The organism is Dactylosporangium sp. NPDC000244, assembly GCF_040300725.1.
Taxonomy (GTDB): domain Bacteria; phylum Actinomycetota; class Actinomycetes; order Mycobacteriales; family Micromonosporaceae; genus Dactylosporangium.
In genome coordinates this window covers 1-24,786 of record NZ_JBEPEH010000047.1, presented here as the reverse complement: position 1 = coordinate 24,786, position 24,786 = coordinate 1, and the positions used below count along the sequence as shown (strand labels likewise).

The 24,786-nt window shown below is 70.8% G+C and carries 14 protein-coding genes and 3 CRISPR repeat arrays; of the genes, 11 read left to right on the top strand and 3 right to left on the bottom strand.

Features of this window, described 5'->3' with window-relative positions:
- Positions 1 to 28: 28 nt before the first annotated feature.
- Positions 29 to 1,155: a CRISPR direct-repeat array (repeat unit 28 nt; unit sequence GTGCTCCCCGCGCATGCGGGGATGGTCC).
- Positions 1,156 to 1,751: 596 nt separating this feature from the next.
- On the bottom strand, positions 1,752 to 3,836 hold the full coding sequence (locus ABT369_RS47390; RefSeq protein WP_350623387.1) for an N-6 DNA methylase: 2,085 nt from the start codon (positions 3,834 to 3,836) through the stop codon (positions 1,752 to 1,754).
- Between the two features lie 283 nt (positions 3,837 to 4,119).
- Between ABT369_RS47390 and ABT369_RS47385 the strand changes: the two genes are divergently transcribed.
- Positions 4,120 to 4,836, top strand: a complete 717-nt coding sequence (locus ABT369_RS47385) for a hypothetical protein (RefSeq protein ID WP_350623385.1) — start codon at positions 4,120 to 4,122, stop codon at positions 4,834 to 4,836.
- Here ABT369_RS47385 and ABT369_RS47380 read toward each other — a convergent pair.
- The gene (locus ABT369_RS47380) at positions 4,798 to 6,045 is read right to left on the bottom strand and encodes a protein kinase domain-containing protein (RefSeq protein ID WP_350623383.1); all 1,248 of its coding nucleotides are present in this window, start codon (positions 6,043 to 6,045) and stop codon (positions 4,798 to 4,800) included. The two genes, ABT369_RS47385 and ABT369_RS47380, sit on opposite strands and share 39 nt — an antisense overlap.
- Before the next feature lie 166 nt (positions 6,046 to 6,211).
- On the opposite strand from ABT369_RS47380, the gene ABT369_RS47375 reads away from it, so the two are divergent.
- The 10 genes from ABT369_RS47375 to ABT369_RS47330 all read left to right on the top strand — a co-directional run bounded on the left by ABT369_RS47375 (position 6,212) and on the right by ABT369_RS47330 (position 20,218).
- Positions 6,212 to 8,341, top strand: coding sequence for a UvrD-helicase domain-containing protein (locus tag ABT369_RS47375; protein WP_350623381.1), 2,130 nt, complete (start codon positions 6,212 to 6,214; stop codon positions 8,339 to 8,341).
- Positions 8,338 to 11,160 carry a CRISPR-associated helicase Cas3' gene (gene cas3, locus ABT369_RS47370; protein ID WP_350623379.1) on the top strand — a complete coding sequence of 941 codons (2,823 nt, stop codon included), beginning with the start codon at positions 8,338 to 8,340 and terminating at the stop codon, positions 11,158 to 11,160. The genes ABT369_RS47375 and cas3 overlap by 4 nt, the downstream gene beginning before the upstream one ends.
- 25 nt (positions 11,161 to 11,185) lie before the next feature.
- Positions 11,186 to 12,862, top strand: a complete 1,677-nt coding sequence (casA, locus tag ABT369_RS47365; RefSeq protein ID WP_350623377.1) for a type I-E CRISPR-associated protein Cse1/CasA — start codon at positions 11,186 to 11,188, stop codon at positions 12,860 to 12,862.
- A complete protein-coding gene (gene casB, locus ABT369_RS47360) occupies positions 12,859 to 13,533 on the top strand; it encodes a type I-E CRISPR-associated protein Cse2/CasB (protein WP_350623375.1) in 675 nt (224 codons plus the stop codon). Before casA ends, casB begins: the two co-directional genes overlap by 4 nt.
- Positions 13,530 to 14,654, top strand: a complete 1,125-nt coding sequence (cas7e, locus tag ABT369_RS47355; protein ID WP_350623373.1) for a type I-E CRISPR-associated protein Cas7/Cse4/CasC — start codon at positions 13,530 to 13,532, stop codon at positions 14,652 to 14,654. The genes casB and cas7e overlap by 4 nt, the downstream gene beginning before the upstream one ends.
- Entirely contained in the window at positions 14,651 to 15,349 is a 699-nt protein-coding gene (gene cas5e, locus ABT369_RS47350) for a type I-E CRISPR-associated protein Cas5/CasD (protein WP_350623372.1), read from the top strand. Before cas7e ends, cas5e begins: the two co-directional genes overlap by 4 nt.
- Before the next feature lie 2 nt (positions 15,350 to 15,351).
- Entirely contained in the window at positions 15,352 to 16,026 is a 675-nt protein-coding gene (gene cas6e, locus ABT369_RS47345) for a type I-E CRISPR-associated protein Cas6/Cse3/CasE (RefSeq protein ID WP_350623370.1), read from the top strand.
- 2 nt (positions 16,027 to 16,028) lie between these two features.
- Positions 16,029 to 16,979 carry a type I-E CRISPR-associated endonuclease Cas1e gene (cas1e, locus tag ABT369_RS47340; protein WP_350623368.1) on the top strand — a complete coding sequence of 317 codons (951 nt, stop codon included), beginning with the start codon at positions 16,029 to 16,031 and terminating at the stop codon, positions 16,977 to 16,979.
- Entirely contained in the window at positions 16,979 to 17,284 is a 306-nt protein-coding gene (gene cas2e / locus ABT369_RS47335; RefSeq protein WP_350623366.1) for a type I-E CRISPR-associated endoribonuclease Cas2e, read from the top strand. Before cas1e ends, cas2e begins: the two co-directional genes overlap by 1 nt.
- Positions 17,285 to 17,389: 105 nt before the next feature.
- Positions 17,390 to 18,665: a CRISPR direct-repeat array (repeat unit 28 nt; unit sequence GTGCTCCCCGCGCACGCGGGGATGGTCC).
- Between the two features lie 881 nt (positions 18,666 to 19,546).
- The gene (locus ABT369_RS47330) at positions 19,547 to 20,218 is read left to right on the top strand and encodes a 2OG-Fe(II) oxygenase (protein WP_350623364.1); all 672 of its coding nucleotides are present in this window, start codon (positions 19,547 to 19,549) and stop codon (positions 20,216 to 20,218) included.
- A gap of 529 nt (positions 20,219 to 20,747) precedes the next feature.
- Positions 20,748 to 22,180: a CRISPR direct-repeat array (repeat unit 28 nt; unit sequence GTGCTCCCCGCGCAGGCGGGGATGGTCC).
- 215 nt (positions 22,181 to 22,395) lie between these two features.
- On the opposite strand, the gene ABT369_RS47325 is transcribed toward ABT369_RS47330, so the two are convergent.
- The gene (locus tag ABT369_RS47325) at positions 22,396 to 24,696 is read right to left on the bottom strand and encodes an FtsX-like permease family protein (RefSeq protein WP_350623362.1); all 2,301 of its coding nucleotides are present in this window, start codon (positions 24,694 to 24,696) and stop codon (positions 22,396 to 22,398) included.
- Positions 24,697 to 24,786 lie beyond the last annotated feature (90 nt).

Here is a 24,786-nt window from a genome sequence, read left to right as displayed (position 1 = left end):
CTCCGCCAACCGGGCCTTGATGTCGGCCGTGCTCCCCGCGCATGCGGGGATGGTCCGCGGATCTCCCCCGCCCGGGCGCTCAATGGACTGTGCTCCCCGCGCATGCGGGGATGGTCCCGACCTGACCCCGGCGGACTTCGCCGAGATCAAGTGCTCCCCGCGCATGCGGGGATGGTCCCTTTCAGCGGGTTCCGGCCAGTGACCCCGCTTTGTGCTCCCCGCGCATGCGGGGATGGTCCGGGCACCGACGCCTGCATCGACTTCCACTGCGAGTGCTCCCCGCGCATGCGGGGATGGTCCCCGTGGCTGACGCCGAGGGCCGCAACGACGGCTGTGCTCCCCGCGCATGCGGGGATGGTCCCCTGCTGACCAAGGCAGCCCGGCTGCTGCGCACGTGCTCCCCGCGCATGCGGGGATGGTCCGTCCTTGACTTTTGCCAGCCACACGGGGTCGGTGTGCTCCCCGCGCATGCGGGGATGGTCCCTGCTCGAGCGCTGCCGGACCGGCGCCGGCTGCGTGCTCCCCGCGCATGCGGGGATGGTCCCGACTCAGGAACCAAGGACACCTCGTCGACGTAGTGCTCCCCGCGCATGCGGGGATGGTCCCCGAGTCAGGTGTCCGCTGGTACCAGCGCATGCGTGCTCCCCGCGCATGCGGGGATGGTCCCGGGTTCGGCCGATCCCATACCGTCTTGAACGGGTGCTCCCCGCGCATGCGGGGATGGTCCGGTGCCGGCGGCGCCCTGGCCCTGCAGCTGGATGGTGCTCCCCGCGCATGCGGGGATGGTCCCAAGGTCTTCACGGGCGGCGTGTTCGACGCCGAGTGCTCCCCGCGCATGCGGGGATGGTCCCGAGCGGTGGCGGTTCGTCGGTGTCGGGCTCGAGTGCTCCCCGCGCACGCGGGGATGGTCCGACGAATCGCGCGTTGCTGATCACGCTCACGTCGTGCTCCCCGCGCACGCGGGGATGGTCCGCTGAACGGGATCGACTGGACGCCGAAGCGCCAGTGCTTCCCGCGCATGCGGGGATGGTCCGACGGGCACCGGGCCCACCTCTCCGTGGGAGTTGTGCTCCCTGCGCATGCGGGGATGGTCCCGACTTCTGGTTCAACGCGAAGCACCTGACGGGGTGCTCACCGCGCATGCGGGGATGGTCCGTGGATCGAGACGGCCGACAAGTCGGGCAAGCTGTGGTCCCCGCACCTGCAAGGAGGTCCGGCGGGGTTCGCCGTGCTCCTGCCCGGCCTGAAGCGCTCCCCGCTGATGCGGGGGTGGTCCGACGATGATGGGGCGGGCGAGCCTGGTCGCCGTGTGTTCCCCGCGCATGTGGGGATGCTCCCGTCGGGGGAGGCTGCCGACGGCGGGGGAAGTGCCGCACCCGAGGTGATCCCTGCGGTGTCCGTATTGGCCAGCGCGCAAGTCGTCCGTTAGCGGTTACCGTATGCGCGACCACGGACCAGCGAACGACGGACCACGCGCGGCGCATCCCATACTCCTCGCACACGCGGCGATGGTCCCGACTCGCCCGCACCTGGCCAGACGCGCTCCGGACACGCGGGATGGTCTCGAGCTGAGCCAGCGTGCGCAGGGTCGCGACCGGTCGAGGCGACGCCGAGCATTGCGCAAGTCGTTTCGTGCCCCTGGACCATTAGCGGGCCGGCACCCCTGCCCTGTCGAGCCCGCACGCGTGGCAATGGTCCCGTGCTCGTCGGCATCGTGCGGACGCTAGGCCCGCGCTCCTCGAAGTGAATGCCTAGCGGCGGTTCGGCGACCGGTCGTTGCGATCGTGAACGCTGAGCGCGCCCGAAGCGAGTCCTTCTCCGATGCTGCGAGCCAACGCGGCGCCCGCAGCGGCCGCCCGCTCAAGACCAAGCCGGAACACGTCCAGTCTGCGGAAGGCCTCCCCGTAGACCCGTTGCTCCTGAATCGTCAGCACCGGGATGGTAAGCCGCCTGAGGTCGACGCGGAGGGTCCCGCCACTGGCGCCGGAGGTCCGGGCGGCCGCGCGAGCGTTGTCCTCCCGGGCGAGCAGGCCCGCGACGAACCAGGGGTCGAAGAGGTTGGGATCGATGCGCAGCGCCTGAATTCCTTGGCCGAGCGCCGCACCGACCTGCGCGTCAGTGGCGACCCGGGCGACGACCTCGCGACCCGCGACGGGGAGGAGGATGTCGCCAGCCTGCACCCGAGGTGATGCTTCGTCGTGGTCCGCGGCAGGGACGGCATGTCCGCTGGGCCCGGTGCCGGCCATGACGTCCACGACGGTGAGTGCAGCGCTGTCGGTGGCTGTGCGGCCACGGGGCAGCGCACGCAGGATGGTCATGCTGCCGGCACGAATAAGATCGGCGAGGCTTGCCCGTGGCGCGGTACCCAGCGTGGCGGACGTCGCTGGCTCGACCGCGGGAAGTTCTCGAGAGATGTCGACGAGAAGCTGGTCGAAGTGGAACACGTCGACCTTGATCTGGCCGGGATTCGTCGCTGGGCCGGGTGGTGCAGGCAGATAGCGCTGGGGTGTCAGGTCGACCTGGTCCGTGAGCACCGCTATGGCGGGCACTGCGCCGCTGAGGCCTGCTGTTTCGGCGAGTTGGCCTTCACGGAAGGCGTGCCACGCGGCTGGCACGACGTCCCGCAGCGGTTGTTCGCCTCGGCTGGCGTCGATGAAAAGCAATCGATCAGTGAGTGGCTTGTGCTCGTCGGGCTGGACCAGCACCCACAGGTGCAGGCCGATTCCGACGGGCGGCATGAGGCCGGCGGGCAGGGCGATGACGGCGCGTAACGCGCCGCGGCGGACGAGTTCGGCTCGGATGCGGCGGCCGGCCGGGCGGACGGCCGCGGCCGGTGGCATGAGCACAACGGCGGTGCCGCCGGGGGAGAGGTGCGCGAGGGCGTGCTGGACCCAGGCGAGCTCCGGTTCGGTGCGGGGTGGCATGCCGTAGACCCAGCGGGGGTCGTACGCGAGCCGGTCGTGGCCCCAGTCGTGGATGCCGAAGGGAAAGTTTGCGACGACGACGTCGGTGCGCAGGGTCGTGTAGGCGTCGGCGAGGAGACTATCGCCGACATGGATGTGCGGGGTTGTGGCGGGCTGCGTCGCGCGGAGTTTGATGCACCACAGCCGGATCAGGGCGATGAGGGCGTAGTCCTGGCTGATCTCCTGACCGAAGCATGCGATGCTGGTGCCCGCCCGCAGTGCCCGGTCGGCCGCGATGCGCAGGATCGAGCCTGTTCCACACGTGAAGTCGAGGATCTGCGGGCTGGGCCCGGCGATGTCGAGCATGATCTCCGCGACGGGGTCGGGGGTAGTGGCGAGTCCCGACATGGACTGGGCGGAGCTGACGTACCGGCCGTGCAGGTATTCGAAGGCGGTCTCTGGATCCTCCTGCTGTGCGAGTGCGTCGACCGTCCGGAGAAGTGTTTGCAGTTGTGGCGTCCAACGGTCGGGCATGATGCGCCGGACGGCTGCGGCGAGTGTGGGGTCGATCGACCGGAGGCGGGTGATGAGCTGCTTCGGTGTGATCACGCCGGGCTGTGGGCCAGCGAGCAGGTATGCCCCGGTGATGCCTAGCGCATCACCGATCTGTGCTGCGGGCTGGTAGCTCTCGATGTGCCGCCACGTGAGCTGCTCGGCACTGACCTGGCGGAGCTTGCCTTGGCGGCGAAGCCACTCCTCGATCTCGGCGGCGTTGAAGCTGGGGCTGGCCGGTGTCCCGCCGGTCGGCGGGGGGAAGTCGGCGTACCGGCGGCGCCAGTTGCTCACCGCAGCACGGCCGACGCCGGCGAGCTCGGCGATGCCGCTCGCGGTCAGAGTAGCGTCGCCGGTCGAACCGCGCCGATCTTCAGTCACGCGTGAACAGTACCACCAGAAAACGCTTTGTGGTCACTGTTCACAGATGTATGCTGGCGTGGCGACGTTCGAGAGCCGGGAGGGGCCATGGCGCGGCGAGGTCGGAGTACCACCGTCGGAAAGTTCGCGAAGCTCGCGCACGACCGCCGAGTCTCGGAGATCCGCATCCTCGGCGAAGTGTTGCGCCGTGAGCTCGGTGTCGTTCCGGGCGGCGCTGCGATCCACACGGGCGAGACGCGAGGTCCGTCCGGCACTGACGATTGAAGGAGGACCATGAACACGATTGTTCGTACCGACGCTGCCACCTCCGGCTCCGCCGTACGAGGCCGTTGCGTATCTGGCTGATGGGGTCCGCCGACTCGGCGGCCTCGGCCATGACCCGGTTCCCTACGAGCAGGTGCGCCTCGATCCGCTCGTAGGAGCGGAGATCGCCGATGCGTACATGTCTGCGCCGCCGCGCGACCCGTTCGCCTTCGACGCCTATGCTGCGCTGAGCGTACAAACTCTGCGGCAGTACCACTTCCTGATCGGCCGCATCGAGTATGGCGGACTCGGCATGACGATCCGAGCCGTTGACGACGACCCGTATTCGGACGCCGAATCACTCCTGGACGATCTCCGCGCCCGGCGGCTACGCGTCTTTTCGAGCGCCGCCAGCGGCAATCCACATCCGTACCTCAGCGACGGTGAGAACGACATGTTCCGGGCGGTGCACGACGCATTCGGGCACGGCGCCAGCGGCCGCGGGTTCGATGCGCATGGCGAGGAAGCGGCCTGGCTGAAGCACTGCCGGTTGTATACGCCGCTGGCGCGCCAGGCGCTGGCCACCGAAATCCGAGGGCAGACCTGTGCCCTGGCCTTCCGGGGCCGTGGGGGTTTCCCGGAGCAGAAAGCGGTACTGCTGCCACGCCGATTCAGTGATCCGCAATCGGTCTGTATCGACCGCGACCCGGTGCAGGCCTCAGCCGGGAGGGGGTACCCGCGCGAGCTCGTCCCGTAGTTGTCGTACCACCGGATCGTCGGGGTCGGCTGCGTGCAGCCGATCCTGGAGCAGGCGGTCGAGGATCCGCCGTGCGCGCTCTGGCTCACGGAGCGCGACATGGGCGCGGGCAACCTGCACCATGCAGTCGACGACCAGCGGGTGGGCGGGGCCGTGCTCATCACGATGCCGGGCGGCGAGCTGCCGCCAAAGGCGGGCGGCCGCTCGGTACTCGCCTCGTTCGATCCGTTGCTGTGCATCCGCAGTGGCGTACTCGAGGTCGGACTCGCGCGGTGGAGTACTGGCCGCCGTGTCGTCGTCGGATGTACGACGGCCGGTCACGGCCGACACGTAGGCGAACGCCGGGTCGACTCCCTCGGCGATGACGCGTGGCAGACGAGGGGGCGGACCGGCGTGCGCTGCCAGGATGTCGTAGACCACTTCCGCGGTGGCTGGCCGGTCGTCGGGCTTGGCGGCGAGCAGCGCGTGAATCAGATCGTCGATGGCCACTGGGACGTCCGAACGGTGTTCTGATGGACGTGGTGGTGCTTCCTGCAGCTGTCGATGGACCAGGACGGCGGTGATGTCGTCGTCGAACGGTGGCTCGGCGGTCAGTAGGTAGTGCAGTGTGCCGCCGAGCCCGTACAGGTCGGTGCGCTGATCGATGGCATCGTCGAATACCTGCTCCGGCGCCATGTACCCGAAGGTGCCGACGCTCTCGCCGGTGCGAGTGATACGCGAGTACCGGCGGTCGCCACGGATTGCCGCGATGCCGAAGTCGATGACCTTCACCGTGCCGCTCGGCTCGACCATGATGTTGCTGGGCTTGAGGTCCCGGTGCACGAGGCCGGACGGTCGAGCCGCCATCAGCACGCTCGCGATCTGCGCACCGATCGCAGATGCCCATGCGACCGGCAAGGGCCCGTGCTCGGCGATCAGGTCATCGAGCGTGATGCCGTCGATGTACTGCAGCACGAGATACAGACGCCCCTCGTGCTGCCCCAGGTCGTACACGGCTGGCACGCCGGGATGGTTGAGCTGGGCGGTCAGTCGTGCCTCGCGGCGGAACCGGCGCATGAGGTTCACATCCGTGGCGCTGCCGACGGCTTTGACGACCACCCGGCGGCCGAGCAGTGTGTCCTGGGCCGGCCAGACCTCACTCATACCGGTGTGCGCGAACGGCAGGCGGGCCACTTGGTACCGGTCGTTGAGCAGGGCATCCGCCAGCACTCGGCGAGTGTAGCGAAGCGACGGCAGCCGGAATCGCCCGGCCGTTCGGGCCGTCGATGCAGCCCGGCGGTTCGTGAAGACTATCCATAAGGCATTTGCTTGTGGTCAGTGTTCACAATATGATGACCGCCGCAGATGTCACTCAACGCCTGCGGGGGAGGGTGGTATGGCTGAGTTGGCCATCGATGCGGAGTTCCTGCGCCGCTACGCAAGGCTCGAACGCTCCGTGCAGCACGGAGTCGACGCCGCGATCCGGAAGTTCGCCGAGCACACCCACGCGGGGCTGCACCTGGAGAAGCTGGCCGGAGCCCGCGATCCGAACGTCCGGACCATCCGGATCTCGCGGTTCTGGCGGGGCATCGTGGTGGCCCTCGGCGAGGCCAGGTACCTGCTCAAGGACGTATTGCCGCACGACGATGCCAACGCGTACGCCATCAGCCGGACATTCACGGTCAACCAGGCGCTCGGCGTACTCGAGGTCCGCGACCAGGCCGGCATCGAGGAGTTCGCCCGCACCCTGCCCGACGACGCGACCGCCGGGGGCACCTTCGACGGCACATCCGCCGTTGACCTCAAGCGACTCGGTATCGATCCCGACCTGATCCCGCTCGTGCGCCGCGTCAACGGCGACCAGCAGGTCGAAGCGCTGTGCAGACTTCTGCCAGAAGTGCAGGCGACCGTCCTGACCGGGCTCGCATCAGGCATGTCCGCCGCTGAGGTAGCCGCCGAACTTGCGGAGCAGATCCTTGCCGGGCAGGACGCCGGCGACATCGATCCGGACGATCTGACCGCGGCTGCCCGCCGGACCCCCGACCGCATCATGTTCGTCTCAGGCCCGGTCGAACTCGCCGCGATCCTGGCGCGACCGTTCGACCTGTGGCGCGTCTTCCTGCACCCCTTGCAGCGCGCCGTGGCCTACCGCGCGCACTACAGCGGCCCCGCGCTCATCACGGGCAGCGCCGGCACCGGCAAGACCGTCACCGGCGTGCACCGGGCCACCTTCCTGGCCGGCCGGTTGCCCAACACGGGCTCCAAGGTCCTGCTCACCACCTTCACCCGGGCGCTCGCAGGGGCGCTGGACCGGCAGTTGTACCGGCTCACGGACGACCCCGCGGTACGCGGCCGCATCGACGTCATCAGCATCGACAAACTCGCCTACGACATCGTCGCGTCCACGCGGAAGGTCAAGGTGGCCGGTGAGGACGTGCTCGATCCGCTCTGGGCGGAGGCCGCCGCCACAGGTCCCACCTACGTCAACCGGGCCGGCCGCGTGGCCAGGTACAGCGGCGCGTTCCTGCGGCGGGAATGGGAGCAGGTGATCCTCGCCCGCCGGCTCACCAATGTCGACGCGTACCTGGGCGCCGTGCGGTCCGGCCGTGGCGACGCGTTGCGGGCGCCCCAGCGCACGCAGGTCTGGGCCGCGATCCAGCACGCCGTCGACCAGCTTGCCAGGCGCGGCCTACGGACCCACCTTCAGCTCGCTGACGAGGCCGCCGACATCGTGACCCGGACACCGCGGTCCTACCGGCACATCGTCGTGGACGAGGCGCAGGATCTGCATCCGGCCCAATGGCGACTCCTGCGGGCCCTCGTCCCGCCCGCACCCGACGACCTGTTCCTGCTCGCCGACCCGTACCAGCGCATCTACGACAACCGGGTGTCGCTGGCGCAGCTCGGCATCCAGACCCGCGGCCGGTCACACCGGCTGACCGTCAACTACCGCACCACCCGGGAGATCCTCGGCTACGCGGTCGACATCCTCAACGGGCAGACCGTCGTCGGACTCGACGACGAGGACGACACGCTGCGCGGCTACCACGCCGTCACCCGCGGCAGCGCGCCGGCCCTGACCGCCCATGCCGACCGCGACGGCGAGCTCGACGCGCTCATCGAACGGGTCGGCACGTGGATCGACCAGGGCGTCGAGCCGCACGCCATCGGGGTCGCCGCCCGCACCAACAGCCTCGTCGCCGCGATCACCAAGGTGCTGCAGGAGGCGTACATCGACGTCGCCGACGACCGGCGAGGCACCGACGGCGTCTGGGTCGCGACGATGCACCGCATGAAGGGCCTGGAGTTCCAGTGCCTCGCCGTCGTCGGCCTCGACGCCACCGTGCTGCCCGCGCTGACCGCGGTCACACCCCGGGCCGAGGACGCCCAAGCCCACGAACAGGATCTGCAACGCGAGCGGTGCCTGCTGTTCGTCGCCATGACCCGGGCCCGCGACGTGGTCTACCTGTCCCACAGCGGCGCCCCCAGCACCCTCCTGCCGGCACTCGCAGGAGCAGGACAGTGAACAGGCCGCCGCTCAGTGATGCGACCCGCTCCGTCTGGGGCAAGACCGACCGCACCGGCACATCGCCGGTCGGCTGGCTGCCGTTGTGGCGGCACCTCGCCGACACCGCCGACGTCGCCGCGAATCTCTGGGACCACTGGCTCAGCCCCGCCGTCCAAAACCTCATTGCGGAGGAACTGCCCGGCGGTGCCGCCGACGGCCGGACACTCGCCGCCTGGCTCGCCGGCATCCACGACATCGGAAAAGCGACACCGGCATTCGCCGTCCAGGCGGCTGCCTATGCCGCACGCATGCGCGACCACGGCCTCACCTACCCTCTCGCGCAGATTCAGGCCGACCGGCACCTCGCCCCGCACGCCGTCGCCGGGCACGTCATCCTCGCCGACTGGCTTCGCGGCCAGGACTGGGAGAACCCGCACCCCTACGCCGTGGTCGTCGGCGGCCACCATGGCGTGCCGCCCACCCACGAACTCATCCAGGGCGTCAACCTTCGCAAGCATCTCCTCGGCGATTCACCCTGGCAACAGGTACAGCAGGAACTGCTCACCTGGATGACCGACCGGATTGGCGCCGGCGACCGCCTCACCGAATGGCAGGACGCGCCGCTGTCGCAGCCGGTCCAGGCCGCCCTGACCGGCCTCGTCATCGTCGCCGACTGGATCGCCAGCAATGAGCAATACTTCCCATACCTGCTCGACCGCGATGACACCGGCCGCCTGCACACCGGCTGGGAAATCCTGGACCTGCCCGAACCCTGGCAGCCCGCGGTACCACCCGCCGACGCGGCCACCATGTTCGCCGCCCGATTCGACCTCCCGCCGGGTGCAACCCCACGCCCGGTCCAACGAGCCGTTGCCGAGCTCGCCGCAACCATGCCGACGCCCGGCATGATGATCGTCGAGGCCGCCATGGGGGAGGGCAAGACCGAAGCCGCGCTCGCCGCTGTCGAGATTCTCGCCCGGCGGACCGGCGCATCCGGCTGCTACCTCGCACTCCCGACCCGGGCCACCAGCGACGCCATGTTCGGCCGGATCCTCACCTGGCTGCGCCGGCTCCCCGACGCCGAGCCCGGCCGCGGCAACCGCGACGTCCGCCTCGCCCACGGCAAGGCCGCCCTCAACCCCGAATACGACCGGCTGCGGTACACCGCGCTGCCCAGCGGCATCGCCGAGGACGAAGGCGGCGCCGACATCGGTGTCCACACCTGGCTGGCCGGCCCCAAACGCACCATGCTGTCCAGCTTCGTCGTCGGTACCATCGACCAGCTGCTCTTCGCCGCGCTGCGTGGCCGGCACCTCGTACTGCGCCATCTCGGCCTGGCCGGGAAAGTCGTCGTCATCGACGAGGCCCACGCCTACGACGTCTACATGGCCCAGTTCCTCGACCGGGCCCTGGAATGGCTCGGCAGCTACGGCGTCCCCGTGGTCGTACTGTCCGCAACCCTGCCCGCCCAGCGGCGCGCTGCCCTGATGGAGGCCTACGACCACGGCCGGCTCGGTCCGCCCCCGAAACCCACCTGGCGCGACCGCGGCAAACCCGTCACCGACCGGTACGCCGCCCAGCGCACCGATCTGCGCTATCCGCTCGTCACCGTCTCCACCGTCGAACGCGGTGCCACCGCCACCAGCTGCGCCGGCTCCGGCCGGGACACCGAGGTTCACCTCCGCCGCCTCGCCGACGACCCCGCCACCCTCGCGGATCTCCTCCAGGAACGGCTCGCCGGCGGCGGCTGCGCGCTGATCGTCCGCAACACCGTCGCCCGGGTCCAGCAGACCGCCGATGCCCTGCGCGCAGCACTCGGCCACGGCACACCGGTATCCGTGGCGCATTCCCGGTTCATGGCCATCGACCGCGCCGCCAAAGACCGCTGGCTCCGCGAAGCCTTCGGCCCGCCCGGCGACACCACCCGCCCGGAACGCCACATCGTCGTCGCCAGCCAGGTCGCCGAACAGTCCCTCGACATCGACTTCGACCTGCTCGTCACCGACCTCGCACCGGTGGACCTGATCCTGCAACGCATCGGCCGCCTGCACCGCCATCCACGCGCCGGACGCCCGCCCCGCGTCACGACACCAACATGCTGGATCACGGGCGCCGACTGGACCCAGGAACCGCCACAGCCCGTCGCCGGCTCACGCCGCGTCTACCAGCCCTCCACCCTGCTCCGCGCCGCCGCGGTCCTGCTGCCGCACCTCGACGGCACACCACTGCGCCTTCCTGCCGACATCGCACCCCTCACCCAGTCCGCCTACAGCGGCGCGGCGGTCGGCCCGCCAGGCTGGCAACCGTCGATGGCCACGGCCGCACAACGCGACGCCGACACGACCGCCGCCAAGGAGGACAAGGCAAAGGCCTACCGGCTCGCCGAACCGGCCGAACGCGGAACCCCGCTCATCAACTGGCTCTCCGGCGGCGTCGGCAACACCGACGACCGCATCGCCCAGGGCCACGTCCGCGACACCGACGGCGAAACTCTCGAGGTACTCCTGCTCGTCCGCACCGCTGAAGGCCTGGTGCTCCCGCCGTGGCTCCACGACGGCGGAACACCCGTCCCGACTGCTGACGAACCCGCGCGACCGCTGCCCCGGCGGATCGCCCGGTGCACGCTGCCGTTGCCGCGCACCATGACCGCCGCCGAGCACATCGACGACGTCATCGCCGAACTGGAATCGCGCACTGATCTGAGCGCCTGGCAGCAGAATCCCTGGCTGGCCGGCGAACTCGTCCTCGACATCGACACCGGAGGCCACGCCACCGTCGCCGGTTTCGACCTGCACTACGACCCCGACGAGGGCCTGCGCGTGACGCGCATCGCCTGACACCCGCCATCGGCATGGAGGTGCCGTGACCAGCCCCCCACGACCAGCATTCTCCCTGATCGACGAACCCTGGATCCCGGTCCTGGACACAGACGGCCGGCGACGCGACGTCGGCCTGAGTGAGCTGTTCCAGCAGGCCCAGGACCTTCGCATGCTCGCCTGCGAACTGCCCAGCCAGACGTTCGCCATCCTGCGGCTTGTACTTGCCATCCTCCACCGCGCCACCGACGGCCCGCCAGGTATCGCAAGCTGGCAGGCGCTGTGGCGGGAACCGACTCTGCCGCTGCACGACATCACCGAGTACCTGGACGCCTTCCGCGACCGGTTCGACCTGCTGCACGCGGAGCAGCCCTTCTACCAGGTCGCGGATCTGCGGGCGGCAAGTGACGGCGCATTCGGACTCGAGCGGCTGATCGCCGACGTCCCCAACAATCTGCCGTTCCTGACCGCACGGGCCGGCCGCGGCCTGGCCTTCATCACGCCGGCGGAAGCAGCCCGCTGGCTCGTGCACTGCCAGGCCTACGACCCGTCCGGCATCAAGACCGGCGCCGTCGGCGATCCCCGGGTCCAAGGCGGCAAGGTGTACGCGAAGCCGCCGCTCGGCGTCGCACCGGCCGGCGCCCTCGGCGGCGTCCATCTCGAGGGCGGCACGCTGCGGGAGACGTTGCTGCTCAATCTCATCCCGATCGCCCCGGGCTGGCGGCAGCAGGACGAACACGATGTACCGGCCTGGGAACTGCAACCCCGCAACGCCACCGCGGACCCAGCTGCTGCAGGCGGCCCCCGCGGACTGCTGAGCCTCTACACCTGGCAGGCACGGCGGCTTCGGCTGTTCGGCGACCGTGACGGCATCACCGGAGCCATGATCTCCTACGGAGACCAGTTCGACTGGCAGGACCGGCACCTGCTGGAGCCGATGAGCGTCTGGGGCCGCAGCGGTGCCCGGGAGAAACAGCAGAAGCGGACGCCGGTGTACTTGCCCCGCCCGCACGACACCACACGAGCGCTCTGGCGCGGCCTGCAAACCCTCCTCCCACCGCCCTCGCCCGAGCACGAACCCGCGCAGCGGCTGTCCCCGATGGTCCTGCAATGGCTCGCCCAGCTCACCGTCACCGGTCTGATCTCCGACGCCTACCAGGTCCGCTCACGCGCCACCAGCATGGCCTACGGCACCCAGCAGGCCGTCGTCGACGACGTCTACGGCGACGCCCTGACCATGAACGTCTTGGTGCTGGTCGAGGGCTCAGCGCTGCGGACCGCCGCGGTGGACTCGGCCACCGACGCCGAGCAGGCCGTCAAGGTGCTGCGCACCCTGGCCGCCAACCTCGCCCGGGCCGCGGGCGGATCAGCCGACGACGGTGCCGCCGAACGGGCCGCCGAACGCGGCTACGCACTCCTGGACCGGGCGTTCCGGCACTGGCTCGCCGGACTCGGGCCTTCCAGCGACGCCGCGGCCGAACGCGCCGCCTGGCAGCGCACGGTGCGCCGGGCCATCGCCCGCCTGGGCCGCGAACTCGTCGATGCCGCCGGCCCCGCCGCCTGGGTCGGCCGCGTACAGCAGGACCGCAACGGCCGGGAGCTGCACTACTCGAGCTCACAGGCCGAGGTGTGGTTCCGATCCGGCCTGGCGCGCGCACTGCCCATGGCGGCAGGCATCCTCGCCCAGCCCGACCAGACCCAGCCACAGGAGGTACGGCCATGACGACGGCCACCGAACAACCAAACGCCGGACCGCCGAGAAGATCCGGCCGTCGCCGAGAGGCGCTCGGCGACCACGTCGCGCGCGTCGTTGTGGCGCTGCAGGAACAGGCCCTGCGCCAGCCGCCCCGTCCAGAAGCCGTCAGCACCCTTGCCCGGCTCCGCCGCGGCGTCGGACGAACCCCCGGATTCGACTACACCCTCGCGACCCACCTCGCCGTTCCCGACGACCTCCTCGGCTTCCGGCCGCCCGACGACGCCATCCCGGCCGACACCGAGTACGCCGTCCACGACGCCATCACCCTGTTCGCGTTGCACCAGCAGTCCCGCAGCGAACGGATGCACACCAATGGTCAAGGCCTCGGACAGGCGCTGGCGCGACTCGCACGGGCCAGCACCGGGCCCGAGGGCGTGCGCCGCCGCTTCGCGGCCCTCGGCACTGCCAGCACCTACCCCGAAAGCATCTACCACCTTCGCAGCCTCGTCACGATGCTGCGGGAGCACCAGATCCCGCTCGACTACGGCCTCATCGCCGACGACCTGCGCAAACTCCGCAAGCCAGAACGTCGCCCAGACATCCAAGCCATCTGGGGACGTGAGTATTTCCGCAGCCAGCCGAACGAGAACGGCACCGACCAACCGGCGACCACGAACCCCGAGGAGCGCTCCGCATGAACCGCACCATCATCGACCTGCACATCCTGCAAACCGTCCCGCCGAGCAACCTCAACCGCGACGACACCGGTTCACCGAAGACCGCCATGTACGGCGGCGTCCGGCGGGCCCGGGTATCGAGCCAGGCCTGGAAGCGTGCCGTCCGGCTCGCGTTCGGCGACCTGCTGGACGCCTCGCAACTCGGCGAACGCACCAAACGGGTCGGTGAGTCCCTCGCCGCCCGCATCGCCGCCCTGGACCCCGACCGCGACGGCGCCGCGTCATCCGCCCTGGCTGCCGATGCGCTCGTCGCGGCCGGCCTCGCCAAGGTCGAGAAGAAGAAGGGCGAGACGAAAGACGCCGAGTCCAGCTACCTGCTGTTCCTCAGCCGCCGCCAGCTGGACAACATAGCCGCCTACACCGTCGAGACGACCCGCGCCGGCGGCACCCTCGACAAGTCGACGCTGAAGAAGCTGGCGAACACCGACCACTCGGTCGACATCGCCATGTTCGGCCGGATGCTCGCCGACATGGCCGACATCAACGTCGACGCCGCCTGCCAGGTCGCCCACGCCATCAGTGTCCACGCCGTCGACAACGAGTACGACTACTTCACCGCCGTCGACGACCGCAAACACGACGCCGCCGAGACCGGGGCGGGCATGATCGGCACCGTCGAGTTCAACTCCTCGACCCTCTACCGGTACGCGACCATCAACGTGGACGCGTTGTTCGAGACCCTCGGAGACGCCGCCGCCACCCGCGCCGCCGTCGAAGCGTTCGTGACCGCGTTCGCCCGTAGCGTGCCCACCGGCAAGCAGAACACCTTCGCGCACCGGACACTGCCCGATGCGGTGCTCGTCCGCGTCCGCGACACCCAGCCGATCAACTTCGTCGGGGCGTTCGAGACACCGATCGGCGCGAGCGACGCCGCCGGGCGGATCCGCCTCGCCGCCTGCGCACTGGCCACGCACGTCCGCGACGTCGAGACTGCCTACGGCGAGCTGCCGATACGCAGCTGGGTGACCCACGTCGGCGACAACACCGCCGCACTCGCGGACATCGCCGAGGCCGTTCCGTTCCAGGCACTCGTCACGAGCGTGGGGGAGCAGGTCGGCGCGGCGCTCGGCGTACCGGCATGAGCGTGCTCCTGCTTCGCCTCGCGGGGCCGATGCAGGCATGGGGAGCCGGAAGCCGATTCGCCCGCCGCAACACCGAGGTCGCTCCGACCAAGAGCGGCGTCATCGGCCTGCTCGCCGCGGCGAAGGGCATCCGGCGCACCGAGCCGCTCACCGACCTTCTCAGCCTCGAGTTCGGCGTCCGCCTCGACCAGCCTGGCCGGATCATGCGCGACTTCCAGACCGCACACACCGCCGACGGCAAGTCCGCACCACTCACCTACCGCTTCTACCTCGCCGACGCGGCATTCCTAGCCGCCGTCAGCGGCGACCTACGACTCCTCACCGGCCTCGACGAAGCGCTGCACCGCCCGCACTTTCCGCTCTACCTCGGCCGCCGTAGCTTCCCGCCGGGCGGCCCGGTCAGCCTCGGTGTCCACGACGAGACGCTCGACGACGCACTCACCACCTGGCCCTGGCTGGCCGCCGACTGGTACCGCCAACGCGCGGCGAACACCGTCCGGCTCGAAATCATCCGTGACGCCCGCCCGGGCGAGCCGATCGACGAGACGATCCCCGACGTGCCGGTCAGCTTCGACCCGGCGCACCGGCAGCACACCTGGCGGGCCGTCCACCGCAGCCACGTGACCATCACCAACTCCGACAGCACACGAGCCGACACAGCCGAACACGACCCATTGAGCCTGCTGGGAGGCTGACCTTGTACCTGACCCGATTCACCATCGACACCGCCCGCCGAGGAGCCCGCAAACTCCTCGCCTCACCACAGGCCATGCACGCCGCGGTCCGTGCGGCCTTCACCAACCCCGAAGACCACGACCGGCCCGGAGCCCGAGCACTCTGGCGCCTCGACACCACCGCCGACGGCACCGTCCAGCTCTACCTCGTCAGTCCCGGCCGTCCTGACCTCACTCACCTCGTCGACCAGGCCGGCGCCCACACCCTCGGTACCGCCGAGGCGTGGACCACGCGCGCCTACGACGGGCTCCTCGCTGCCCTCCAGCCCGGCCAGCGATGGGCATTCCGGCTGACCGCCAACCCCGTCCACAACGGCCGCAAAACCCCCACCTCGACCGACACCCAGCGCTTCGGCCGCCTGCGCCCGGCCGAGCAGATCCAGTGGCTGCTCGACCGTACGACCCGATGCGGCTTCACCATCGGCGCGCAGCACGACGGCCAGCCGAACGTCGTCGTACGCCGCCGCCAGACGCTGACCTTCAAACGCCGCACCAGCACCGTCACCCTCACCACCGCCACCTTCGACGGTGTCCTGGACGTCACCGACCCGGAGGCCTTCCGGCAGGTGCTGAGCCAGGGCATCGGCCACGCCAAGGCCTACGGCTGCGGACTACTCACCATCGCCCCAGCAACCTGACCATGCAGATCCCCGGCGTCCCACCGGCAGACCTGCCCGACCTGACCCGCGCCGAGGACCGGATCAGCTTCATCTACCTCGAGCGCGCCGTCATCCACCGCGACAGCAACGCCATCACCGCCACCGACGACCGTGGCATCGTCCACATCCCGGCCGCCACCATCGGAGTCCTGCTCCTCGGCCCCGGTACCAGCGTCACGCACCAGGCCATAGCCCTGCTCACCGACCACGGCGCCACCGCCGTATGGGTTGGCGAGCGGGGCGTTCGCTATTACGCCCACGGAAGATCCCTCGCCGCCTCCAGCTGGCTGCTGATCGCCCAAGCCGCGGCGGTAAGCCACCGCGACCGCCGGCTTGCCGTGGCGCGCAGCATGTACGCGATGCGATTCCCGGGAGAGGACACGAGCAATCTGACCATGCAGCAACTCCGCGGCAAGGAAGGCGCGCGAGTACGCCGGACGTATCGCGAGCACGCCGCCCTGACCGGCCTGCCGTGGAACCAACGCGAGTATGACCGCGACGACTTCGCCTCCGGCGACCCGATCAACCAGGCCCTGTCCGCCGCCCACGCCTGCCTGTACGGCATCGTCCACGCCGTCATCGTCGCGCTGGGCGCGGCACCGGGCCTCGGCTTCGTCCACACCGGACACGAGCGAGCCTTCGTCTACGACATCGCCGACCTGTACAAGGCCGACATCACCATCCCAGTCGCGTTCGACGTTGCGGCCAGCGACTCCGCCGACATCGGCGCGGACACCCGCCGCGCAGTCCGCGACCGCGTCCACGACGGCGCGATCCTCACCCGCTGCGTCCGCGACATTCGAGCACTGCTCCTGCAACCCCAGCCAACCGGTCCGATCGACGAAGATGACGCACTGAGGCTGTGGGACGACAACGGCATCGAGATACCCTCCGGCCGAAACCACGCAGGCACAGAGGACATCGACTTCTGATGACCGTCATCATCCTCACCGCGTGCCCACCCGGCCTCCGCGGCCACCTGACCCAATGGCTCCTGGAGATTTCCGCCGGCGTGTACATCGGACACATCAGCACACGCGTCCGTCGCAGGCTGTGGTCACGGGTGATCGACATGGCCGGACCCGGGCGGGCACTGATGGTCTACCAGACCAACGGCGAACAGCGACTCTCAATCGAGGTACATGATCACCATTGGACGCCGGTGAACCTGGACGGCATTACCCTGATCCGACGTCCCGCCGACCCGATCTACAACGCGGCAATGCCATCGGGCTGAGCAAGGCCGCCCGACGCCGCCGATTCGGCCGCCGCCCCAGCCAGCGTCGCGGCCAAAGTGAAGAAAGCGAGCAGAGCTGATCTTCTGCGCCGCAGGTCAAGAAGTGTGCTCCCCGCGCACGCGGGGATGGTCCCTGACTGTCGGGAACGGGTTGTAGAAGTCCGAGGTGCTCCCCGCGCACGCGGGGATGGTCCCCACGCCGGCCGCGCACGGAACTTCGTCGCCGTGTGCTCCCCGCGCACGCGGGGATGGTCCCACGGTCAGGTCCGCGTCGGGGTTTTCGAAGGGGTGCTCCCCGCGCACGCGGGGATGGTCCGGCGTGCCGCATCAGGGCGTCGAACTCGTCATCGTGCTCCCCGCGCACGCGGGAATGGTCCCCGCGCCCCGAGCCGACGGCCGAGCTCGTGCTCGTGCTCCCCGCGCACGCGGGGATGGTCCCAGAGACAACCGCCGTTGGGTGTCAGCATCACCGTGCTCCCCGCGCACGCGGGGATGGTCCCGGCTCGGGCCGTCCGTTCGGGTTCGAGTTGGAGTGCTCCCCGCGCACGCGGGGATGGTCCTTCGCGCGCGTCCTGCGCGTCCCGCGACCGGGTGTGCTCCCCGCGCACGCGGGGATGGTCCGTTCACGCCCGGAACCGAGTTGGCCTTCTCGATGTGCTCCCCGCGCACGCGGGGATGGTCCCCCTTCCGCGATCGCGGGCACGGCCACGCAAAAGTGCTCCCCGCGCACGCGGGGATGGTCCCAGGCAGCCGGCGTCGCGGGTGACGCTGGCGCCGTGCTCCCCGCGCACGCGGGGATGGTCCGTCAACCAGGCACTCGCCCACACACACCGCTGGGTGCTCCCCGCGCACGCGGGGATGGTCCCGACGGGCGGACCAGCTTCGCCCCGTACAGCTGGTGCTCCCCGCGCACGCGGGGATGGTCCCGACTCGGCGTGGACGTTGTCCAGTAGCGGCCCGTGCTCCCCCGCGCACGCGGGGATGGTCCCGAGCTCGCCCACGCGGTCAACCGCACCACGAAGTGCTCCCCGCGCACGCGGGGATGGTCCTCAGGCGGCGTTTTCTGGTCGACGACACAGCGCAGTGCTCCCCGCGCACGCGGGGATGGTCCGCAGAAACGGACACGAATACCCGAATCGCCACCGTGCTCCCCGCGCACGCGGGGATGGTCCTGCGCTCAACAAAGCGCTCGCCGGCCTCACGCTGTGCTGCCCGCGCACGCGGGGATGGTCCCCGGTGGACGGTCAGCCGGCCCCAGGGCGGGCAGTGCTCCCCGCGCACGCGGGGATGGTCCCGCAACCGGGCCCGCTTCGACCCGTTCGGGATGCAGGGCCTGCTGTACCTGGCCGACCTGTGCTCCCCGCGCACGCGAGGATAGTCCTGGAAACCGTCCACCTCGAAAGGCGTGACGAGCGTGCTCCCCGCGCACGGGGATGGTCCCTCGCGGGGGATGGTCCCCACCCAGCGGGTCGGGGTGGCGTCCCAGATCTCGTGCTCCCCGCGCACGCGGGGATGGTCCCAGCCACGCCGCACGCACCCGGCGGGGGTCCGAGTGCTCCCCGCCCACGCGGGGATGGTCCGAAGGACCGGGACACGTTTCCTGACCGACGAATGGTGCTCCCCGCGCAGGCGGGGATGGTCCCCAGGCGATCATCGTTTCGACCCGGGACGTGCCGCGCTCCCCATGCACGCGGGATGGTCCGCGGACGCCGATCAAGGCTGCCTCGGCCGGAACGTGCTCCCGCGCACGCGGGGATGGTCCCCAGGGTCACCAGGCCGCTAGCTGCGGTTCGGTGTGCTCCCCGCACGCGGGAATGGTCCCGTACGGGAGCGGAGTCTGCGCTCGCTGCGCACGCGGGAGCGTCCGCGCAGTTTCCGGATCGGCGGTCAGGTTGCGGACACGCTTCCCGCCACGCGGGGATGGTCCCGACCGTTCAACGACGGGCTGTCGCAGGTCATCATGCTCCCCGCGCACAAGAATGGTCCTCGGTCGAGCAGGACCGAGCGCAGCCGGCGTCGGTGCTTCCGCGCATGCGGGGATGGTCCGAACCCCACATGAGCCCGGTCGGTCGTGATGGTGAGGGTGCCCCGGGCTACGTACGCGATCTGTGGTCGTCGTGCTGGCGCGTCGATGATTGCCCTGCCGGTCGCGAGCTGGCTCGTGGCGCGCACCCTGCGCGAGCCCGCCGCCCCGATGCAGGGTCCGATGCGAAGTCCGATTCCCGCAAGCCACCAGGCCCCCGCCCGCGACACGATGGCGGCGTGACCATCTCCGCAGGCCTCGACGACGTCGGCTGCGCGCCGATCGGCCGGCTGCTCGAGGACGCCGACTGCCGCGAACTCGCCGCGCTGTTTGAGCACGACGACCACTTCCGCTCGACCGTCGACATGGCGCGCCATCGCTTCGGCTCCGGCCGCTACAAATACTTCCGGCGCCCCTACCCGACACTGATCGAAGAACTACGGCAGCAGTTGTACCCGCAGCTGCTGTCGATCGCCCGCGACTGGGCCGCCCGCCTGCGGCGCCCGGCCCCGTGGCCCGACACCCTGGACGAGTGGACCGCGATGTGCCACGAGGCCGGGCAGCGCCGCTCGACCGCGATCCTGCTGCGCTACGAGTCCGGCGACTGGAACGCCCTGCACCGCGACCTGTACGGCGAGCTCGTCTTCCCGCTGCAGGTGGTGATCGGCTTGAGCGAGTACGGCACCGACTACACCGGCGGCGAGTTCATGCTGGTCGAACAGCGCCCGCGCGCCCAGTCCCGCGGCACGACGGTCCCCCTGGTGCGGGGCCACGGCCTGGTGTTCACCACGCGCGACCGCCCGGTGCGCTCGGCCCGAGGCTGGACCGCGGCGCCGGTCCGCCACGGCGTGAGCATCGTGCGCGACGGCACCCGCTACGCACTCGGCCTGGTCATGCACGACGCCGAATGAGCTACACCCTGCTCGGCCCGGACGGCCGCGCGTACACGAGCCGACGCCGGGCACGCACGGCGGCCACCGGCGCCTGTACTTTGTACGGCCGCCGCCTGACTGCCCAAGAGCCCCGCACCGAAACCGCTACGGGGTCCTCTTCGTCGCGGAGGTAGCGGCGACCCCGGCTTTCTGCGACTCGTGCACGTCGTGTCGTCCGCTCCCAACGCGTACGCCCGTCGGATGCCAGCTGAGCGCAAGTTCGACCACAGTCCAGCGACGGATCATCAACCGCAGCCGAAGTTTCGGTGATGCGCGCTGTCCACCGACAGATGCGGCCGCTGGGGAGCGAGCGGCTGCCCGTGTGGCAGATGGGCTCGGCCGCCGGCAGGTCGGCGGCATCGTAGGTCCTGCCAGCGAGCGAGGTAGTATCGCTCACGATTGGAGCCGTCATTCTCCGCCACCTTGAGCGGCCCGGGAACGATCTCGTCGTAGTCTGCAAGTAAATGAAATCGGCGAAGTTGATCTTTACCGATGCAGGTCAGGAAGTGTGCTCCCCGCGCAGGCGGGGATGGTCCCGTCTGGTTCATCTCGTCGTAGCGCTGCTGCAAGTGCTCCCCGCGCAGGCGGGGATGGTCCGCTGCTCGGCCTGCACCGGCCCACCGACCGGGAGTGCTCCCCGCGCAGGCGGGGATGGTCCGTCGCCGATGCGCTGGGCGTCGATGCCGCCCTCGTGCTCCCCGCGCAGGCGGGGATGGTCCCGGCTACCGCTGCTTGCCGCCCGGATCGTCGCCGTGCTCCCCGCGCAGGCGGGGATGGTCCAACGGGTGCGGGACGGTGTGGGCGGTCATTCGCTCGGTGCTCCCCGCGCAGGCGGGGATGGTCCCGGGCGGGTCGTTTCGGATGACGACTACGAGCGGTGCTCCCCGCGCAGGCGGGGATGGTCCCGCCAAGGGCGTCCGGGTGCGCGTCGAGGGGCTGTGCTCCCCGCGCAGGCGGGGATGGTCCCGGGGCGGCCGTCGATCCACTCAAGTACATCCCGTGCTCCCCGCGCAGACGGGGATAGTCCGGCCCGCGACGACCGCAAGAACGCTGACCGGCTGTGCTCCCCGCGCGGGCGGGGATGGTCCGGCCCGCGACGACCGCAAGAACGCTGACCGGCTGTGCTCCCCGCGCAGGCGGGGATGGTCCGCACGCAGTGGGCGGACCAGTACGGCCGCGGCCGTGCTCCCCGCGCAGGCGGGGATGGTCCACAGAAACGCCACCGGGGTCCGGTGGCGTCGTCGTGCTCCCCGCGCAGGCGGGGATGGTCCGGGGGTTCGCCGTCGAGACGACGGCTGAGTGGAGTGCTCCCCGCGCAGGCGGGGATGGTCCCGTGACGGTGAACTTCGCCGACGACCTGGCGAAGTGCTCCCCGCGCAGGCGGGGATGGTCCCCGTGTACGGCCGCCCCGGACCAACCCGGTTCTGTGCTCCCCGCGCAGGCGGGGATGGTCCGACACCGGCGTCACGGAGGCTCTGTGGGCGTTAGTGCTCCCCGCGCAGGCGGGGATGGTCCCGAGAAGACCTGGTTGACCAGCATCCAGCGCAGGTGCTCCCCGCGCAGGCGGGGATGGTCCGGCCAACAGCATCCCCGGCGTCGACTTCCCGCAGTGCTCCCCGCGCACGCGGGGATGGTCCGACGTGGACGGTCACGCTGGGGGTCTGGCCGTAGTGCTCCCCGCGCATGCGGGGATGGTCCCCGGGCGAAGGTGAACGGACGCGAGATGAGGCTGTGCTCCCCGCGCACGCGGGGATGGTCCGGACGAGGCTGAGATCGCCGAACTCCGCGCGTTGTGCTCCCCGCGCATGCGGGGATGGTCCCGCGAGCGCCCCGGCCAGCGCGAGCACGAGGTTGTGCTCCCCGCGCACGCGGGGATGGTCCCCAGCCCCAGCGGAGCGGGCCGTGGGCGGCGCGTGCTCCCCGCGCACGCGGGGATGGTCCGGTCCGGCACGAGCGCCGCCACCGTGCCCTGGTAGTGCTCCCTGCCTGCGCGGGGATGGTCTGATGCGTGCAAGGCGCCGCGCGGTGGAGAGCTGGCGGCGAAGATGGTCCGCAGAGGTCGGCGCCGCAGCGCTTTACCCCACGGCCCCGGGGGTAAAGCGAGTCGCCGGTGGGGCGATTCGGCGCCGGCCGTGCGACGAGGCTTCGGGCCGGCGTTACTCGAAGCGCAGGCCCTCGGGGCGCATCAGGCGGAACAGCGGCGGCAGGCTCGCCGCCGTGACCAGCAGGACCAGGGCCGCGGCGATGCCCGTGACGCCGGCGATGCTCGGCCAGTCGAGCCGGACCGGCTCGGAGACGATCTTCAGCAGGACCGCGCCGACGGTGATGCCCAGGGTGGCGGCGATCAGCAGGCCGAGCGCGACCGGGACCGCGGTCTGCCAGAGGATCGACAGGCCGATGGTGCCGCGGCGGGTGCCGAACGCGACAAGGGCGGCCAGGGTGCGGCGGCGGTCGCGGAGCTGCTCGATGGTGGCGACGAGCAGGCTGAGGCCGACGAGCAGCAGCACCACGGCGGTGCCTGCGTAGAGGCCGCGCTGGATGCTGGAGAAGGTCGCGTCGGTGCGCGTGGCGCGCAGGATGGACACGTCGGTCACGGGGTCGATGCGGCCGGCGGCGTTGCGGATCAGCTCGTCGGCGTCCGGGGCGTTGGTGTCGTACCGGACGAAGGTCACGAACCGCTGGACGCGCCCGGGCGCCGGGGCGCGCGACGGGGTGAGCAGCAGGCCGGCGTGCTCCTGGCCGCTCGGGTCGGCGCGCACGGTGGCGGGCCGCACCGGGCCGGGGACGGTCCACGGCTCGGCGTCGTCGCCGAGGGTGATCCTCTGGCCGCCGAGGCTCGTCAACTCGGGCGGCGTGTCCCCCTCGGTCGCGGGGCTGATCGAGCCGATGCCGAAGACGTCGCCGTCGGCGCAGGAGGGCAGGTCGGCGAGCAGGCGCAGGGTGTCGCAGTCGGCGACGACGACCTCGAAGGAGTTGTCGCCGAGTTCGCCGAAGCCGCCGCGCAGGGTGTGGGAGCCGGAGACGATCGGCGTGGCGCGGACGGTGGCGTCGATGTCGGCGGCGGTGCGGGCGTGCGAGCCGTCGGTCGTGTAGGTGAGGAGCATGGCCTGGGCCCGGGCGACGTCGTAGTCGGTGCCTCTGGTGTACCCCTGCTGGGCGGCGGCGAAGAGCATCTGCAGCGCGATGGCGCCGGCCGCGGTGACCGCGATCGCGTTGACGGCCCGCACGGCGCTGTCGCCGGAGAGCTGGAGCCGGCGCAGGGCGAGCTGCCAGGCGAGGGAGCCGCCGCCGAGGCGGTGCACGATGCGGTCGAAGACCCAGGGCAGCAGCGTGGAGACGCCGATGAGCAGCAGGATGACGCCGCCGCTGACCTGCCACACGTTGAACGTCGCGGCCTTGGTGCCGAAGAGCGGGGCGAGCAGGGCGAGGCCGACGAGGGGCAGCAGGAGCCGCCACCAGACCCGGCGCCGGGTGCGGCTGGTGGCGCGGCGCACGACGCCGAGGGGTTCGACGACGACGCGGCGCAGCGCGAAGACGGTCATGAGGAGGGCGGCGAGCGGTACCCCGGCGGCAATGAGCGCGGCCATGATCGGGCCAGGGGTGATGTCGGATCCGTAGACGCTCAGGCTGGCGACCTCGAACCGCTCCGCGAACGGGCGCGCGGCGGCGAACAGCACGGCTCCGAGCACCACCCCGAGCGTGGCGCTGACGAGGGCCTCGCCGGCCGCGATCCGGCGGGTCATCCAGGTGTCGGCACCGACGAGCCGGACCGCGGCGAGGCGCCGGTCGCGGTGCTCGCCGCCGAAGCGGGTGGCCGCCGCGACGAACATGGCCACGGGCAGCAGCAGCGCGACGAGCACGACGACGGTGAGCAGCAGCAGGAAGGCGTCGAGCCGCTTGTTGGGCGAGTCGGAGCCGTAGTGGGTGACCCGCATGACGCGGGGCTGGCCCTCGGCGAGCGAGTCGCGGGTGCCGTAGAAGTAGAGCTCGTTCGGGCCGGAGAGGCCTTCCTTGCCAATGGTGCCGGCGATCGGCTGCGGGAACCGTTCGCGCAGCAGCCGGCCGTCCGGCGACTCGAGCAGCGTCTTCAGGGCGGGGGAGACGACGATCTGCCCGTCGGCCGGCCACGCGATCACGCCGGGCGGCAGGATCGGGTGGTCGCCCTCGGCCTTGACGAAGCGGCCCTGGACGGACTTGTCGTGGTAGGAGCTGAACACCGGCTCGGACAGGATGCTCGTGGCGCTCGCGGCCGGCGTGTCGCCGTAGTGCATGTCGTCGCGGCCGTCGGTGCGGTGGTGGCGGCCGTCGAGGATGCCGGGCAGGGAGGCGGCCAGGAGCAGCACGGCCACGCCGAGCGCGACCCCGGCGGCGGTGAGCGCGGTGCGGAACAGGCCTTCGCGGCCGCCGCTGAGGGCGAGGCGGGCGCCGAGGCCGAGCTGGCTGAGCTGGCGTCTCATCGGGCGCGCTCCAGGTCCAGGGCGCGGCCGTCGCGGACGACGATTTCGCGGTCGGAGTAGGCGGCGACGCGGGGTTCGTGGGTGACGAGG